Origin of the sequence: Natronorubrum aibiense (assembly GCF_009392895.1) — an archaeon.
GTDB lineage: Archaea > Halobacteriota > Halobacteria > Halobacteriales > Natrialbaceae > Natronorubrum > Natronorubrum aibiense.
In genome coordinates, this window is the sequence record NZ_CP045488.1 from 1,529,123 (window position 1) to 1,544,980 (window position 15,858).

13 protein-coding genes and 1 pseudogene are annotated in these 15,858 nt (G+C 64.0%); 4 read left to right on the forward strand and 10 right to left on the reverse strand.

Going from position 1 to position 15,858, the window contains the following annotated elements:
• Nucleotides 1–60: 60 nt before the first annotated feature.
• Entirely contained in the window at nt 61–1,641 is a 1,581-nt protein-coding gene (locus GCU68_RS07485; RefSeq protein ID WP_152940344.1) for a tryptophan--tRNA ligase, read from the reverse strand.
• Nucleotides 1,642–1,894: 253 nt separating this feature from the next.
• Here GCU68_RS07485 and GCU68_RS07490 point away from each other — a divergent pair, with 253 nt between their 5' ends.
• Nucleotides 1,895–3,550, forward strand: coding sequence for a PQQ-binding-like beta-propeller repeat protein (locus GCU68_RS07490; protein WP_152940346.1), 1,656 nt, complete (start codon nt 1,895–1,897; stop codon nt 3,548–3,550).
• Nucleotides 3,551–3,626: 76 nt separating this feature from the next.
• Nucleotides 3,627–4,559 (forward strand): ornithine cyclodeaminase family protein, encoded by a 933-nt coding sequence (locus GCU68_RS07495; protein ID WP_152940348.1) that lies wholly within the window; start codon nt 3,627–3,629, stop codon nt 4,557–4,559.
• A gap of 24 nt (nt 4,560–4,583) precedes the next feature.
• Here GCU68_RS07495 and GCU68_RS07500 read toward each other — a convergent pair whose 3' ends face one another.
• The 8 genes and pseudogenes from GCU68_RS07500 to GCU68_RS07535 all read right to left on the reverse strand — a co-directional run bounded on the left by GCU68_RS07500 (nt 4,584) and on the right by GCU68_RS07535 (nt 11,827).
• Nucleotides 4,584–5,735 carry an FtsZ/tubulin family protein gene (locus GCU68_RS07500; protein ID WP_152940350.1) on the reverse strand — a complete coding sequence of 384 codons (1,152 nt, stop codon included), beginning with the start codon at nt 5,733–5,735 and terminating at the stop codon, nt 4,584–4,586.
• Nucleotides 5,736–5,821: 86 nt separating this feature from the next.
• Entirely contained in the window at nt 5,822–6,874 is a 1,053-nt protein-coding gene (endA, locus tag GCU68_RS07505; RefSeq protein ID WP_152940352.1) for a tRNA-intron lyase, read from the reverse strand.
• Between the two features lie 234 nt (nt 6,875–7,108).
• Nucleotides 7,109–8,444, reverse strand: a pseudogene (locus tag GCU68_RS07510) (RNA-guided endonuclease InsQ/TnpB family protein).
• A 184-nt stretch (nt 8,445–8,628) separates the two neighbouring features.
• Nucleotides 8,629–8,859, reverse strand: a complete 231-nt coding sequence (locus tag GCU68_RS07515) for an Lrp/AsnC family transcriptional regulator (RefSeq protein ID WP_152940354.1) — start codon at nt 8,857–8,859, stop codon at nt 8,629–8,631.
• 56 nt (nt 8,860–8,915) lie between these two features.
• A complete protein-coding gene (locus GCU68_RS07520) occupies nt 8,916–9,614 on the reverse strand; it encodes a hypothetical protein (protein ID WP_152940355.1) in 699 nt (232 codons plus the stop codon).
• Between the two features lie 174 nt (nt 9,615–9,788).
• Nucleotides 9,789–10,922: a helix-turn-helix transcriptional regulator gene (locus GCU68_RS07525; RefSeq protein WP_152940357.1), complete on the reverse strand. Its 1,134-nt coding sequence runs from the start codon at nt 10,920–10,922 to the stop codon at nt 9,789–9,791.
• 147 nt (nt 10,923–11,069) lie between these two features.
• On the reverse strand, nt 11,070–11,240 hold the full coding sequence (locus tag GCU68_RS07530; RefSeq protein WP_227014977.1) for a hypothetical protein: 171 nt from the start codon (nt 11,238–11,240) through the stop codon (nt 11,070–11,072).
• Between the two features lie 83 nt (nt 11,241–11,323).
• Entirely contained in the window at nt 11,324–11,827 is a 504-nt protein-coding gene (locus tag GCU68_RS07535) for a hypothetical protein (RefSeq protein WP_152940361.1), read from the reverse strand.
• A gap of 267 nt (nt 11,828–12,094) precedes the next feature.
• On the opposite strand from GCU68_RS07535, the gene GCU68_RS07540 reads away from it, so the two are divergent.
• The gene (locus GCU68_RS07540; RefSeq protein ID WP_152940363.1) at nt 12,095–12,688 is read left to right on the forward strand and encodes a DJ-1/PfpI family protein; all 594 of its coding nucleotides are present in this window, start codon (nt 12,095–12,097) and stop codon (nt 12,686–12,688) included.
• A 59-nt stretch (nt 12,689–12,747) separates the two neighbouring features.
• A complete protein-coding gene (locus tag GCU68_RS07545) occupies nt 12,748–13,425 on the forward strand; it encodes an HAD family hydrolase (RefSeq protein WP_152940365.1) in 678 nt (225 codons plus the stop codon).
• A 24-nt stretch (nt 13,426–13,449) separates the two neighbouring features.
• On the opposite strand, the gene GCU68_RS07550 is transcribed toward GCU68_RS07545, so the two are convergent.
• Nucleotides 13,450–15,807, reverse strand: coding sequence for a DEAD/DEAH box helicase (locus tag GCU68_RS07550; protein WP_152940367.1), 2,358 nt, complete (start codon nt 15,805–15,807; stop codon nt 13,450–13,452).
• Nucleotides 15,808–15,858: the final 51 nt, after the last annotated feature.

Here is a 15,858-nt window from a genome sequence, read left to right on the forward strand (position 1 = left end):
CCGCGCCGTGACCCGCGATCGAGCGGTTACTGACTGTTGGCCGACGGGACACTGCCCACGTTACCGTCGCCGCGGCGACTCGAGTTCGATATCGGCGTCCTCGAGCAACTCCTCGACTTCGTCTCGTTTCTCCTGGTGGTCCGCGAGGAACTCTCGCATCAACTGCGCCGCTTGCTCCTTACAGTCGCCACAGAGGCGTTCGCCGCCGACACACTCGTCGTAGACGCGTTTGGCGAACTCGTCGTCGTCGCCGGCGAGCAGGTAGGCGTACAGTTCGTAGACGGGACACTCGTCGGCCTTGCCACCCTTTTCGCGCTGTTCTTCGGCGGTCTCGCGACCACCAGTGGTCGCCGCTTTCACCTTGTCGTAGCCGTCCTCGGGATCGTCGAGCAGCGAAATGTGGCTCGCCGGAATCGAAGAGGACATCTTGCCGCCGGTCAGCCCGGTCATAAAGCGGTGATAGATCGACGACGGCGGGCGGAAGCCGTAGCCGCCGGTGTCGACTTCGACCTGTCGGGCGAGTTCTTCGGCCTCGTCGCGCTCGAGTTCGAAGGCATCGACGTGGTTCTCGTAGACGCGTTTTTCACCCTCGATGGCGTCGATCAACGCGTCGAACGCCTCCTCGGTCGCTCGCCGGTCGGAAAACCGGGTCCGCGGCCGAATCGGCTCCATCCCGGCCTCGTTCAGTTTCGTCAGCACTGAACGCAGGACGTCCGCGGTGACGCCGAGTTCCGACAGCGGTGCCTCCTCGATCGCCTCGGCGACGTGCACACAGCGCAGCGTATCGTCGTCGAAGTCGCCAGGGTCGAGTCGCTCGTAGAACTCCGCGACGAGGTCGCGTTCGACGGGCTCGAGTTCGAAGCTGGCGTAGGCTTCTGAGACCTTGAAAAACCGCATTCGCTCGGCGAGGTCGCGAGCCAGCCTGACGTGGGGGTCCTGGTCCGGGCCGACGGGGATGACGGTCGGCTTTGGCTCCTCGAGTTGCGGGTAGAGGATGTCTGCCATCTGCGTGACGACCGACTGCATGTGCGAGACGTCGGTCTCGCCGTCGAAGCCGTAGATCGCCTGCAGCTCCGAGAAGTTAGTCTCCGCGCCGAGTTCGAACGCCAGATCCTGTAACTCACGGTTTTCCGACTGGCGGTAGAGTTCGCCCTCCTCGAGGTCGAAGCCGAGTGCGAGCAAGGAGAGCAGGTAGTCGCGGGCGTGTTCGTCGATCTCGTCCCAGCGCATTCCGCGCGCGGAGTTGGCCTCTAAGTCGGCGATCAGGGCGTAGGCGTCGGCGCCCTGCTGTTGGTGCCAGATGATCTCGTCGAAGACGAGTTTGTGGCCGATGTGCGGATCGCCGGTCGGCATAAAGCCCGAGAGCACCGCCGCGGGCTCGTCGTTTTGCAGCGCTCGTGCCACGTGTCGATAGTCCCGGTGGCCGAATATGACGCCGCGTCGCATCAGGTAGTGGGGGTTCGGCACCTCCTCGAGCACCTCGTCGAACTCCTCGATACCGAACTCCTCGAACAGTTTGCGGTAGTCGGAGACGCTCGAGGAACCCCAGGGGTCGAGCGCGACATCATCTGCACCTGCGGCTCCGCCGTCGGGCAACGGTTCCCCCTGCGCTGACTCCTCGAGTGGATCGTCTCCGGTCATTACTGACTGCCTTGGCGCGCCAGCGCGCAAAAGGCTTCGGCTTCGCTGCGGTGGTCCGACTCAGGACTGTCGGTCGCTCCCCGATTCGTTTCGTCGCTGTCCGATCGTCATCGCTGGCTGTTACTGCACATCTGCTCACACGCTGGCTGTGCGAGAGGTGTATCAACCGTTTTAATCCTTCATATAACTGTTTGTGCAGACGAAATTGAAATAGTTCGTACATAAGAATACATCGTCCAGTGACAGGACGCGTATGGTCGAACGAACCAGACGATCGATGTTGGCCATCGGGGCAGCAGCGCTGGCAGGCGGGGTACTCACCACGGTCGGGACAAGCAGTGCCGACGAGCAGTGTTCTTGTCCACCAGCACCGATGGATACGAACGGCTGGTCGTCCTATCGGGGGACGGCAGCGAATACCGCACACGTCGAGACTGACGCGTTCCCGCGACTGGAGACGATCGCCTGGGAGTACGAACACACCGGTGCGCTCGCCGCCGTCGACGACTGGGTCTACGTACGGACCGATGACGGCGAGGTCCACGCACTCGACGCGGCTGACGGCGAACGCGAGTGGAAACGCGCCGAGCTCGACGCCACGGGAACCCCTGCAGTCGCCGATGGTGCGGTGTACGTCGCCGGGGAGCAACTGACCGCACTTGACGGCGCGACCGGCGACGTGTTGTGGGAGTTGGCGTTCGACGAGGGCGAGTCAGTAGCGAGTCCGACGGTTGCGGACGGGACGGTGTACGTCGTCGCCGACGGATCGCTCTACGCGGTCGACGCCCACGACGGGTCGATCGTCTGGCAGCACGACAGCATCGAACTCGGCGTCTACGACGAGACCGAAGACGGCACCGCAGAGGTCCGTGCGTTCGCGGCGAACCCCGTCACCGTCGCCGATGCTACCGTTTACGCACCCACCTCGCCGTCGGGGTTCGTCGCCCTCGAGGCTGCCTCGGGCGAGACGCTGTGGACGACGGACCTGCGGACGGGTGGCAATCTCATTATCCCGACCGAGGACGGAATCTACGTGGACCGCTTCGAAGCGGGCCACATGGCTGGCGAGGCGTATCGGACGGCATACGAAAGTGACCCGGAGAACGTTGGTCCCTCGAGGCACCAGGAGTCTGCGGATCCCTTCACGGAATCGACTGCCTTCGCGACGTCGGGTGCGGTAAGGATCGTCATTTCTCCGGATGGACGATATCTCAAGGCGTGGGACCGCGAGCGCGACGAATTCCGGTGGAAATACGATTATCTCTCCGAAACCCACCTCTTTCAGTGGCCAGTAATTGCCGGTGACACCGCAATCGTCTCCTACCAGCCGCCATCGATGTCCGACGAGGAGGCGGACGCGGTCATCGAAGAATCCAGAACAGACCCATCGGCTCTCGAAGTGTTCGGAACTGAACCATCGATTATTGGAGTCGATCTGACGGACGGCTCTAAACGATGGGCGGTTCCCTACGAGGCTCTCGAGGACGTCGACACCGCCGGTGACGAGTTTCCCTACGCCGTCAGCGAAGACACCCTCTATGTCAACGCCGACAGACTCGTCGCCGTTCGATCGTCCGAGGCCGTCGACGACGGCGAGGCTGACTCCGATGATGGCACAGCTGATAACTCCGATGACGGTGAGGCGAAAGACGAGAGTGACGCCGACGAAACGCCGGTGGACGAACGCGATAGCGAAGCCGACCGCGACGACGAAACGGACACAGGCTCCGTGACGGCCGACCCAAAAGATAGTTCCGAAACGGAAGCCGCCAACGAGGGTGAGTCGGCCGGAGACACGGCTGAGACCGATCGCGTTCCCGGCTTCACCGCCGGCGCTGGGCTCGTTGGCAGCGGACTCTCGCTTGAGTGGCTCCGCCGTCGAGCGACGACCGACGAGTCGACGGAGTGAGCCGGGCTGTTGCTCGCATAGTGTGACCCTCGAACGCCACGAATCGTTATGATCGTTCCCGCGCGAGTGGTCAACTATGGCTGGCTTTCCCATCCTGACGGACGACGACGTCTACGCCCAGTTCGACTACGAGACCGTCGTCGACGCGATGCGTGACGCCTTCGTCGAACGCGCCGCCGGCACGCTCGAGGCCCCGCCGCGCTGGTACGTCGACGCCGGCGCGGGTGAGCTGGTGTTCACCGTGGGGGCTGCGACCGGGCCGACGAACGCGTCCGGATTCCGCGTCTACGGCAATTATTCTGACTCCGGCGACGATCAGACGCAACTGGTAGCGGTCTTCGACGCGACCAGTGGCACGTTCGAGGGCCTGCTCGTCGGCCACGCCACAGGTGGCCTGCGAACCGGCGGGATCGGCGGTGTCGCGATCGACGCGCTCGCTACCGCCGACAGCGAGACGCTCGGTGTTCTCGGCAGCGGCTTTCAGGCCCGAACGCAGGTTGGTGCGGCCTCTGCAGTCCGTGAGTTCGAGGAGATTCTGGTCTACAGTCCGACGGCCGAGAACCGGACGACGTTCGCGGAGACGGTCGCCGACGACGTCGACCCACCAGTCCGGGCGGTTGATGAGCCAGAACCCGTCGTCCGAGCGGCCGACGCGCTGATATGTGCAACAGACAGCGAGACCCCCGTTTTCGACCCCGACTGGCTCGAGTCCGGCATGCACGTGACGACGATCGGTCCTCGGTTCGAAGACGCCCACGAACTCCCCCTTGAGGTCGTCGACCGCGCCGACGTCATCACGACCGACTCGCTGCCGCAGGTCGACGACTACGACCGCCCGTACATCGCGTCCGGAACGGATCGCGAGCGGATGGTCGAACTCGCCGACGTGCTCGAGAAGCCTGAACTGGGGCGGACGTCCGACGACGATATCACGCTGTTTTGCTCGGTCGGACTGGCCGGGACGGAGGTCGTACTCGGGACACGATTTCTCGAGAAATTCGCGGCGTAGCTGCCCGGTGAGTGTCCGACCACCTCAGTCGGCCAGCGTCCGCAGCCGCTCGAGTCGTTCCGTCTCGACGCCGGCCAACACGACCGCGGCGAAGACGGCCTCACCGTCGGGTCGGGGCGCATCGCCGCCCAGTACGCCGGTGCCACCGACGGTTGCTTGGAGTTCCCGTCGGCCTCCGGCGATCGCCCGCCGGTTGAGCCAGGCTGGCGGCCCACCGACAATCAGCAGGCCGCGATCGGCCGTCTCGGGCTCGCACTCGAAGGAGAGCTTCCCATAAATTCCCTTTCTGACGACGGTCTCGACGGCGCTGACGGCCTCGCTCGTCTCGACGTCTCGTTCGGTTGGCAGGAGGCCGAGACCGAATCGCGAACTGGTCGTCTCGACTGTTTGCTCGCCGTAGCCGAGGCTGACGATGGCCGACTCGGTACCGAGGATGCGCTCGATATCGCTCGCGTCGACGACGGTCTGGGCGACGGGGCCCGCTGAGTCGCCGCCGCTGCCGGCGAAGACGGCTGCGACTCGAGTCGCCAGCTCTCGATTGGACCGCGTCCGTGAGTCTGCGAGCGTCTCGCCGGGGCGAAGCCACGCCTCGTTGTCGAACAGCACGATCGCGCTCGCAACACCCTCGAGGGCCTCGAGCGTCCGGATCGCGTGTGATGCCGCGGCCGGCCGCGGTGGCTCGTCGCCTCCGGTGTTTGCGGTCACTCCTGTGTGTGGCCCACGGTCGGCCGCTGCGGCGTCCGGATCGAACTCCCGATCGGCCGGCAGCGTTGCGAGAACGTACACCGGCGCGTCGACGCTCCGCTGGAGCGCGGCGATCAGCGCGGGTGCCGTCGGCCCGCCGGTCGTGCCACCGAGGCCGACCGTGACGAGAATCGCGTCCGGCGTCGTCGAGTTCGCGCGTTCGCGGACCTTGAGGAGATCGTCGACGACCGCCTGACCGGCCTCGAAGCCCTGATCGAGATCGCCGTCGAGCCCAGTCGACCCCTCGAGGGCGGTCCCCTGACCGTACTGGGCGCGATGTGACTCCGGAATAACGGTCTCCTGAAGCGTCGCTTCGTCCGTATCGAACGCGAAGACGTCAGTGAGAAACGCGCGATCTACCGGCGCTGTGGCCCGAATCGCGTCGGCGAGCCGACAGCCCGCGCCACCGAGTCCGACTACCTCGAGTTGCATGCTGGAATCCTCGTCCGCCGAGACTTATATAATTCCGTTCACGAGAGAACGGGACGAAGCTGATCCGGCAGCGGAAACAGGGGTTGTCAGGGCGTCAGTCGCTCGATCGACCACCAGTCGATCGCGCCGTCGTCGGCGACGAGGGCGAACACCATCGTCTTGCGAACCCCGTGGGCCAGGCGAACGTCGAGGGCGAGGTCGCGCGGCTCGAAGACGTGGTCGTCGGGATGGACCCGGACCAACAACTCGGAGTGGCCGAGGTTCTCGACAGACTCGACGTCGGCGTACGTCCGGAAATCTGCGCCGAACTTGTAGCCCGTCTTGGGGACGACGTCGCGCTCTCGCAGGGCGGTGTAGACCGCCAGTCGACGGGTGAAGCGTTCGCCTTCGACCTCCCGGCCCCGCTTTCGGACCGTCTCCGGCTCGAGGTCGATCACGCCGCGTTCGGCGAGGGAAGCCGCCTCGAGCAGCGAACACTGGAGCGTGGGTTCATCGTATTCCCGTCCCTCGAGTGGCTGGCCGTAGAAGCCGTGCTCGTAGAGTTCGAGCGGGGGCTCCCAGACGACGACGCGGTCCTCGAGCAGGTCGGCGTCACAGCCCTCGGGCAGCGCCGCTGTCGACGACCCCGAGGGATCGCGCTCCGAGACCTCGAAGTAGGTAATCTCGCTTTCCTCGTCGACGACGGCGAGCACGCCGGTCTCGAGTTCGGCCGTCGGGACGTCGGTTCGTTCGCCGAGCACGCGCATGACGTACTCGATCTCGCCGTCGCCGGGACCTTTCCCGCGGGGGAACACCGCGAAATCTGCCTCGCCGTCGGGTGGGTCGACCCACGGCTCGCGGGCCGGCGCGAGGTAGAAGCCGCGCTCGCGCAGGTCGGCGTAGACGAGGAATCGGACGCCGAACTTCTCGCCGGGTTCGCGGGCCATAAACGAGCGAAACTCGAGTCGCTCGCCCGACTCGGTGACGACTGCTCCGAGATCGCCCCGATAGAGCAGGTGGGCCGCTTCGACGGGTGCCAGTGCGATCTCGTTGCCCTCGAGCGGATAGCCATACCCCCGCGAATCGTGATAGCGCTGGCGTGCGTCGCCGCTCACGCGGACGACGCCCGCCGCTTCATCGAACCGCCCCTCGAGTGTCATACCCGGGCGTTGGCCGGCCGTGACTAAGTGGCTGCGGATCGATTCCCGGTCGGTTTTGTGACTCGAGGATTTCGTGAGCGGAGTCGCAACCACGACACCTCGAAAGCCCCCTCTCAGCCCCACCCACTGCAAATGGGTGGTCGGATGGCTGTCGTTCGGTGGCGGAGTCGGTCACTCGCGTTGACATCCTCCCCGCCCTGAAGGGCGAGGATTCCCGCGTTGGGATATTGTGGTTTACGACGTGACCTGTTCTTGAGGTGCGAACGCACCAGTTTCCTTGTCAAACAAGAACGTCGATGGCTGTGCCAACCAGCCGTTACTCCTATCACCGCCATCTGTGGCGAGACTCGGAGATACTTTCTGTCGAATATTCTCAGCGCCGTTCACATCAGCGTTCGCTACTGTACCACACTCATCGCACACGTACAACCCGCGTTCAACACGGTTCGCCTTACGCTTCCGACCACAACACGAACACGACTTCGACGTATCACGTTCAGACACCTGCTCGACCGCGATTCCTTCCATCTCGGCCTTGTATTCAAGTAGGTCGGTGAAGCGGTCGAACGCCCACGAATGCAGGTCAAGGTTGCCGTGATTGCCCCAGCTCTTCGACTCGTCGTTCTCCTCGTCCTCACGGATACCAGTGAGGTCACCAACCACAATCGTTCCAACATCTTCGTCTACACATCGCTGAACGATATGTTTGGAGAGGGTATGGAAGTAGTGGGTTCGGCGAGCGGACTTCTTCTGGTTCAACCGAGTGGCTTGCTCGGAACCAGAGTCATCACAGCTAGCGATACGCTTGCTGAAGTAGTAGTCGTCCTGCTTCAGGCAGTTCAGCGGGTACAGTTCGGCGTGACCGTCTTCGTAGGCGAGTGCGGCGAAGTTGTTGATGCCAAGGTCAACACCCACTGTCTTCTCACCCGGTGCTTCGGACACTTCGACCTCGACTTTACACACGAAGTGCAGTTCCCATTCATCCCCTGTCCAAACGGCCCTGACTTGTTGAACGCCCTCCACGATAGAGAGGTCAACGTCGGGACGAGTTTGGTATTCGCAGAGGATGAAGTCCGACCAGTACTCCTTGAGGTTCGACCCTTTTGAGAGTCGAACGCGGTTGTACTGGGTGTCGAGTTTGAAACCAGCGGCTTTGAACGTGACTGTGGAACGTGGGTGTTTGTCGCCGTGTTTGCGGTAGCCGGGCGGGTTCGCGTTCGTATCTCCGTTGCGTCGTTTGCCGTACCAGCCGTTGAACGCTTCAGCGAGTTCTTGAAGAACGCGCTGTGCTCAATGAGCGAAGCTCATTGGCATCACGAGACGGCTTCGCCGTCTCGAACGAACTTGACTGAGAATGCAGGTCATCATAGCGTTCGTGGGACTTGAGGTAGGCGGTGAGTTCGTCGTGTTCGGGGATGTAGTCGATTTCATCCCAGATGCGACTGCACGTCCACCGTCCGACGTTCCAGAGTTTCGAGGCGGCGAACCCGAGCGAATCGAGGTCGTCTTGCACCTGTTGCTGGTTCCTGATGGAAGCAGTGTAGGTACAGGTGACAACCTGTTTCGCCATACGTAACCTATGTAGACAAACCTACTTGAAGGAGGGGATTACGCAGCGTGGAATATCCAGCTGTGCCATCGAACGGTGGACTGTGAAGGGTAGTGTCGGATTCATCCCCGCGCTAAAGCACGGGGCTTTCTCCTTGACTTTCCGTAAACCCGCGGGTGCTCGAGGCAGGGTCAGCCGCGACGGCTCAGTCGAGACAGACGTACGTTCGCGTCGCCCCGACGCCCTCGAGGGGCCGGACGGATTCGGTGATCGTCGCGAGAATGTCTTGGGTATCGTCGCCTGCTAACTCGACTATGACGTCGAAATCACCTGTGATGACGTGAGCTTCGACGACGCCGTCGGTATCGCGCAGGGTCTGGCAGACGTCTTCGGCGGTTCCAGTTGCCGTGTCGATCGTCGCATACGCGTGGGCCATCCCACTGTGCTACGGTACCAGAAGACAAAAAACGAAAGTGCGACCGCGGCCGCTGTTCAGTTCCCGTCCGACGCCGCTGTGCTTCCGCGTTCGCTATCGTCGTCCCGGTCGTCGGCCTGGCTTTCTCCGGGACGGTCGGTCGACCCACCGGGTGCACGGTAGTCGGTTGTCGCTCGATCGACGTCGTCGCCAGCAATCGAGCGAGCGATCGCCGCAGTCTCCGGCCCGCCGCGGTCGCCGGCGCGGTCTCTGAGCGCGCGGATCGCTTCGACGTCGACGTTCTGCTCCTCGAGTACGCCCTCGGGGAGTTCCGCTGCGGCCGTCTCGGCTGCTGTAGCCTGTCGTTCGACGGTCCGCATCTCGGCAACGGTTGTCGCGACTTCCGCCTGGTAGCGGCCCTCACTGAGTTCGCCGGCGGTGCGGGACTCGTTCAACTCCGCGAGTCGATTCTCGAGTTCCGTCTGGCGCGTTTCGCTTGCGTTGAACTGGTCGACGATGACGGCTGCTTTCGATTCGTTTGACGCTGCGTTCGCGACTCTGGCTTCGAACGTCCGTTCCGAGACGTTGCCGTTGATTTCGGCGTTCTGGACGCCGACGGCGGCAGCGAACCGCTCACCGGGGGCGATCGATTCGTTCCCCGCGTCGGATTCGGATTGGACACTACTACTCGGGACGACGTTCGCCGCAGCGAGTGGAACCGCGACCGTCGCGACGACGAGTATCACGGCCAGCGTGATGGACGTGGTTCGATTCATTGGTGGATGTTGTATTCGGTTACTGATATACGCTCGAGACGATAACTCCGGTTCAACGACTGTTAACGTGATTTAACGCCGTTTTCGACCCGCTCTCGTCTATCGATTTCGTCGATTTGACCGAGTCGTCGGCACCCGTTCGATCGAATCCGTCGCGGACAGGTATCATGTCTGTCATTCCGTCCCGTTACCTCTGGTCTCCGCCGTCACCTCGTCGTCCGCGTCGGGCAGCGAGAGCACGTTCTCGCGACCGAGGCGGAACGACTCGAGGTCACCCTCTTCGCGCAGCCCGCTGACGACTTTGCTGGTTTTGGCGTCGGTCCATTCCAGTTCCTCGACGACCGTTTGCTGTTTCATCCGCCCGCCGTTGTCCCTGACGAGCCGGAGGACCTGTTCTTCGTTGCTGAGCAGTTCCGTTTCGGCGGGCTCGGTCGTACTCGAGGCCGCCGACTCGTCGGTCGTCGAGGCCGTCGTGGTCGCGGTATCCGTGCTGGCTGCGGGGACAGATCCCGACCCAGAGCCGGAGTCCTCGTCTCCGCCGGCCGGCCGGTCCGCCGTCGGATCGCGGGTTCGGAACCACCAGACACCGACGGCGCCGAGCCCGAGTGCGACGACTGTGGCACCCGCGATTATCGCCGTACTCGGTCCACCTCCGGCAGTGATGACGACCTGTGGCTCTCCGGCGATGAAGTCGGTCTCGTCGCCGCGCCAGATCACCGCGTGCTCGCGTTCTTCGTCCGGGTCGGGCGCGGCCGACTGCAGTTCGTAGCCGTTCGGCCACGCGACCAACAGCCGCGTTCCGTCGTCGATGTAGATCCCCTCGATGGCGTCGCCCGCGCGGATCTCGTCGCCCTCGACGGCACCGAACCCGTGCCAGTCGAACGTGTATCTGACAACGCCGTACTCGCGTGCGAACGACTGTCGCTCAGTACTCACGCTGTATCCCTCGGCGGACATCTCGCGACCCGTGGCGTCGCTCGCCGCGACGACTGTCTCGTCCATCCGGTCGGCAAACGACTGCGTGTGATTGTCGGGATCGTCTCGAATATCCTCCTGGAGTGATTCGAACGCCGTCGTGCTCTCCTCGTCGTCCAGCCGGACCCAGAACTCGAGGGTCCACTCGGCGGTCCCGTTCTCCCGGAGTGTGACGTCCATTCGGACCTCGTCCGCGTCGAGCTGATCCTGCTGGAGTGTAAACAGCGCTGACTGACGCTGATCGACGACTGTGGGTCCGCTTGCGGCCGCAATCGGCCCCGTCCCGACCAGAAGTACCGCGACGACGACTGTCAAGCCGACGCGAACGTTCATACGAGTCAGTACCTGCCACCTCCATTAAAGCATGCGAAAATCAGAGCATCGGTTCTTTCTGTACTGTACTGGTTCCATTCGACTAATTCGGCACAAAAAAGTCAATCAGAAAACTTGCGCGTGTGGATGCGTCAGCGGGGAAGTGGTTCAGGACCCCGGCACACCGAGTGCCGAGAGCGGGCCGATGTCGACCAACTCGAGGAGCGCCCAGACCAGTGCCCCAAGCAGCGCGGTCAACACCGCGTGGGCGTAGTCTCGAGCGCTCGAGACGGCGTAGATGCCGGCGTGGAGGGCAACACCGCCGACCAGCAGGCTCACGGCGAACGTCAGAAGCCGTTCCTCGAACCCGATGGCCGTCGGCGGAGCGAGTGGAGGTATGGAATGGTCAGTTGTGTCTCAGGTTATTCGTCGTCCTGCTCGTCTCCGTCGTCGCCCTGCTCATCTTCGCTCGCCTGCTCGTCTCCGTTGTCGTCTTCGCTCGCGTCGTCGGCCTCGTCGGTGCCGTCGTCACCGTCGGCAGCCTCGTCATTTTCGTCAGCTGGCTCGTCGTCCGGCGTCTCCTCGCTGACCGCGTCGCCGAGCGGGCTCTCGAGAGCGCCGCTCAGGAACGACGAAATTCGGTCGTGGATCGCGGAGACGTGATCAGGGACTTGGTCGGGGAGGTCAGCGTTCGGTCCCTGTCCGCTCCGTTCGTCGGCAGCGCCGTTGTCAGCGGCTCCGTTTGCGCTTCTGTCGTTGCGTTCATCTGCGTGTTCTCGTTCGGTTGCGTTCTCAGCGTCTTGATTGTCGGCACTGTCCGCACCCGCGTCCACGGACACAGGTGCGTTTCCTGGTGCGGCGGCGACGAATCCGGTCGCCACGAGCAATACCGCGAAGACGGCTGCGATGAGCGTTGTTCGGTTCATAGCTGCATCCGATCCTGGGTGGCTCGACCGACTTGAAGGGGGGATGCTGTAAACGCGGTTTTCGACGGTTTGCATCCGTTTCCCGGGACGTTTTCGTTGCTTTGGCTCCCGTTTGACGCGGTTGGAACAGAATCGAACCGGTGTGCCACGCCGTAGCGGCGACCCATGGGGCCTCGCCGCGGCGCGCTCGCCACCACGACGATGGCCGAGTAGTGTCACCACCTAGCTAGACACAACGAATTTCTCCACTGTCCGTGACAATCGGGTATGGTCGAGACGACTGCGGAGATCGTGCTGTTCGACGGGTTCGACGAACTCGACGCGATTGGACCCTACGAAGTGTTCGAAAACGCGGCCCAGTTCGGCGCGTCACTCGAGACGTCTCTGGTCACGCTTGAGGAGACCGATCTCGTGACTGCCAGCCACGACCTGCGCGTCGAACCGCAGGGAACGCTCGGCGAGCCCGATATCCTGCTCGTCCCCGGCGGCGGCTGGACGACGACGGGCGGCGCTCGAGCCGTCGTCGAGGACGGTGTTTTGCCGCAGGAAGTCGACGACTGCTACACGGCGGGGGCGACGGTCGCGTCGGTCTGTACCGGTGCGATGATCCTCGCCGAAGCGGGGCTGCTCGAGGGGCGTCCCGCCGCGACCCATCCCGTCGCCGTGGACGACCTCGAGGCCTACGCTGGACGGGTGGTCGACGAGCGGGTTGTCGACGACGGCGACGTGTTGACTGCGGGCGGGGTCACCTCCGGAATCGATCTGGCGCTGTGGCTCGTCGAACGGGAGTTCGGCGCGGACATCGCAACCGAGGTCGCTGATCTGATGGTCCACGAGCGCCGCGGCGAGGTGTTCGGGTAGGGTTCGAGAATCGGATGCGTGCCAAACGGCTATACGCGACGGCCCGGTAGTCGGCCCACATGAACGCAGTGCTGTTCGATATGGACGGCGTTATCGTCAACAGCGAGGACTACTGGGTCGAGTTCCAGCGCGACGACATTCTCCCCGCAGCGGTGCCCGACGCGGACGTCGACGTCGCCGAGACGACCGGAATGAACTACCGCGAGATCTACGACTATCTCGAGGCCGAGTATGGCACCGACATCTCCCGTGAGGTGTTCGTCGAACGCTTTGCTGAGGCCGCCGAGGCGATCTACACCGAGCACGTCGAGCTGCTGGACGGCCTCCCCGAACTGCTCGCGGAACTCGAGGACAGCGGCGTCGAGACGGCGGTCGTCTCCTCGTCGCCCCACGACTGGATCAACATCGTCCTCGAACGGTTCGACCTCGAGGGCGCGTTCGATCACGTGATCAGCGCCGACGACATCGACGGGGCGAGCAAGCCCGAACCCGACGTCTTCGAGTACGCCGCCGACGAGGTCGGCGTTTCCCCAGCGGAGTGTCTCGTTGTCGAAGATTCGGAAAACGGAGTCGAAGCGGCGGCGCGTGCCGGCACCACGGTTGTCGCCTACCGGATCGACGCCCACGACGGGCTCAATCTCTCGTCGGCCGACGTGATCGTCGATTCGGCCGCCGAGCTTCGGGAGACGGTTCTCGAGGCTGTCGAGACTGATCCGGCAACACAGTACACGGACTGACAGGGGGAGAGAAAGCGAGCGCCCTCAGACGACGTCGACGGTTCGGGACTCCTCGAGCGGCACCAGCGGCTCCTCGGGGATGGCGACGCTGACGGTAAACTCGAGGTCGTCGGCGTCGGCCCCGAAGACACCGACGGGAAGCGTCTCCGTGTCGCGCAGATACGTGCTCGTACTGCTCATTTCGACCCCGTTTACGGTGACGCGAATTCCAGCGCGTGCGGGTTCGCCGACGTTGCGGACCGTCACCTCGCGGACGTCGTTCTCACCCGTCGCGATCGACTCGGGGAACGCCCCCCAGTCGACCTCGAGGACGGGCAGCGACTGGGCCCCTTCGTAGACGCGTTCGGCGACGCCCTCCGAGAGGCTGGCCGAAACGAGGCCCTCGAGGCCGGCGTCCATGACGGCTTCGGGGGTCGAGATGCCCTCCGTCGCGAGTTTACTCGCCCGGCCGGGGCCGACGCCGTCGATAGCTGTGAGCCCGACTGCGTCCTCGGCAACGCCGTTTTCGATTCGGGCTTCGACCCGGCGGGCGAGATTCGCCGCGTGTGGGCCGGCGAGTCGGTCGAGAAACGCCCCCAGCGCCGAGATGAGCCGCGTCGCGTTGCGCCGGATGACCCAGGCGTCGCTGCGCAGTTCCGACGGCGTCGAGCCGCTGGCCGCCCCGCGCAAGATCGCGAGCACCTTCCGCTGGCCGGCCTCGAGGTCGCCCGTCTCTTGGCCGACGAGGACGGCGTTGATCGCGTCGCGTTCTGACTGACGGGCCGACACCGAGTCGAACTCACTGGCGGTCGCGACGGCCTCGAGGACATCTGCAGGCTCGAGTGTCGCACCCTCGTCGACCCGATCACACAGTTCGGCGAACGTCGCGGCCGTCTCGAGGCGCAGGTAGTACTTCGAGGCCAGCACGCCCCGCGGCGTCGCCTCGATCGACAGCTCCGGCCCGGTCTCGACGAAGCCACGATCGACCAGTCCCTCGAGGCAGTCCCGGACGCGCTGGCGAAGGTTCGGGAAGTCGTACGCGTCGGGTTTCGACTGGCCGCGGACGTAGTAGAAGGTCGTCTCGAGCCAGTCCATCACATCGTCGAGATCGGTGATCGTCCCCATTGCGATCTCGGCGTTGAGATGGGTCTCTAAGGTTTCGGCGAGTCGTGACTCGATCTCTTTGCCGTCTCGGAGCAGTCGGCGGTACTTGTCCGCGTCCGCCCCGTCGCAGACGACCCAGCCGTAGCCGACGTCGTCGTAGCCGGGTCGTCCAGCACGGCCGAGCATCTGGAGGACGTCGAGCGGACTCATATCGACTTCGCCCTCGAGTGGGTCGTGGTGCTTCGTGTCCCGAATCACAACACAGCGGGCGGGGAGATTGACGCCCCACGCGAGCGTCGACGTCGAAAACAGGAGTTCGATGTGGCCCTCTTTGAACCACTGCTCAACGAGGTCGCGCTCGTCTTTCGAGAGGCCGGCGTGGTGGAAAGCGACGCCGTCGAGCACCGAGTTGCGCAGTGTGTCGTTGTCGAGTGCCTCCTTCGACTCCTCGTGGAAGTCGATGTCACCCCGAACGCCCATTGGAATGTCCCGTTCGGCGATCTCGTCTCTGGCTTTTTCGGCCGCGCGGACGGTGTCTTGCCGGGAGGAGACGAACACGAGCGCCTGCCCGTCATCGCGGAGGTGGGGTTCTGCGATATCGAGCGCGCGGTAGAGTCGGCGGTACTTATCGGCAAACGAGTTCTCGCCGTGGGTGTAGGTTTTGACGCCCGCGTGCAAGTCGACGGGGCGGTACTCCTCGCCGAACTCGAAGGTAGTCTCTTCGGGTGCGTCGAGCCACGCCGCGACGTCGTCGACGTTCGGCATCGTCGCCGACAGCGCAATGACGCGAGGCGCACAGAGTCGTCGCAGCCGCGAAATCGTGACCTCGAGAACCGAGCCTCGGCGGTCGGCGTCGAGCAGATGGACTTCATCGATCACGCAGACGTCGATGTCGGTGACGAAGTCGTATCGTCGCGAGTCGTGTTTGCGCGTCGCCGAGTCGAGTTTCTCGGGCGTCATCACGAGGATGTCCGCGCGTCGCGCGCGCCGCGGGTTCAACTCACGCTCGCCCGTGACGACGTACACGGAGTAGTCCAGTTCCTCGAAGCGATCCCAGTCGTCCTCTTTCTCGTTGGTCAGCGCCCGCAGCGGGGCGATAAACAGCGCCGTGCCTCCGTCGGAAAGCTCCTTACAGATCGCCAGTTCGGCGAGGGCGGTCTTGCCCGACGCCGTCGGCGCGCTCGCAACCACGTTTTCGTCGGACTCGAGCAGCCCTGGCAGTGCCTCGCGTTGCATTCGGTTGAACTCCTCGAAGGCAAAGGCGTCGGCGAACTCGGGGAGAACCTCGGCGACCTCCATCACACGAACGCGGGGCGTGACAGGTCAAAGGCGTTTCCTTCGAGCGCGCGG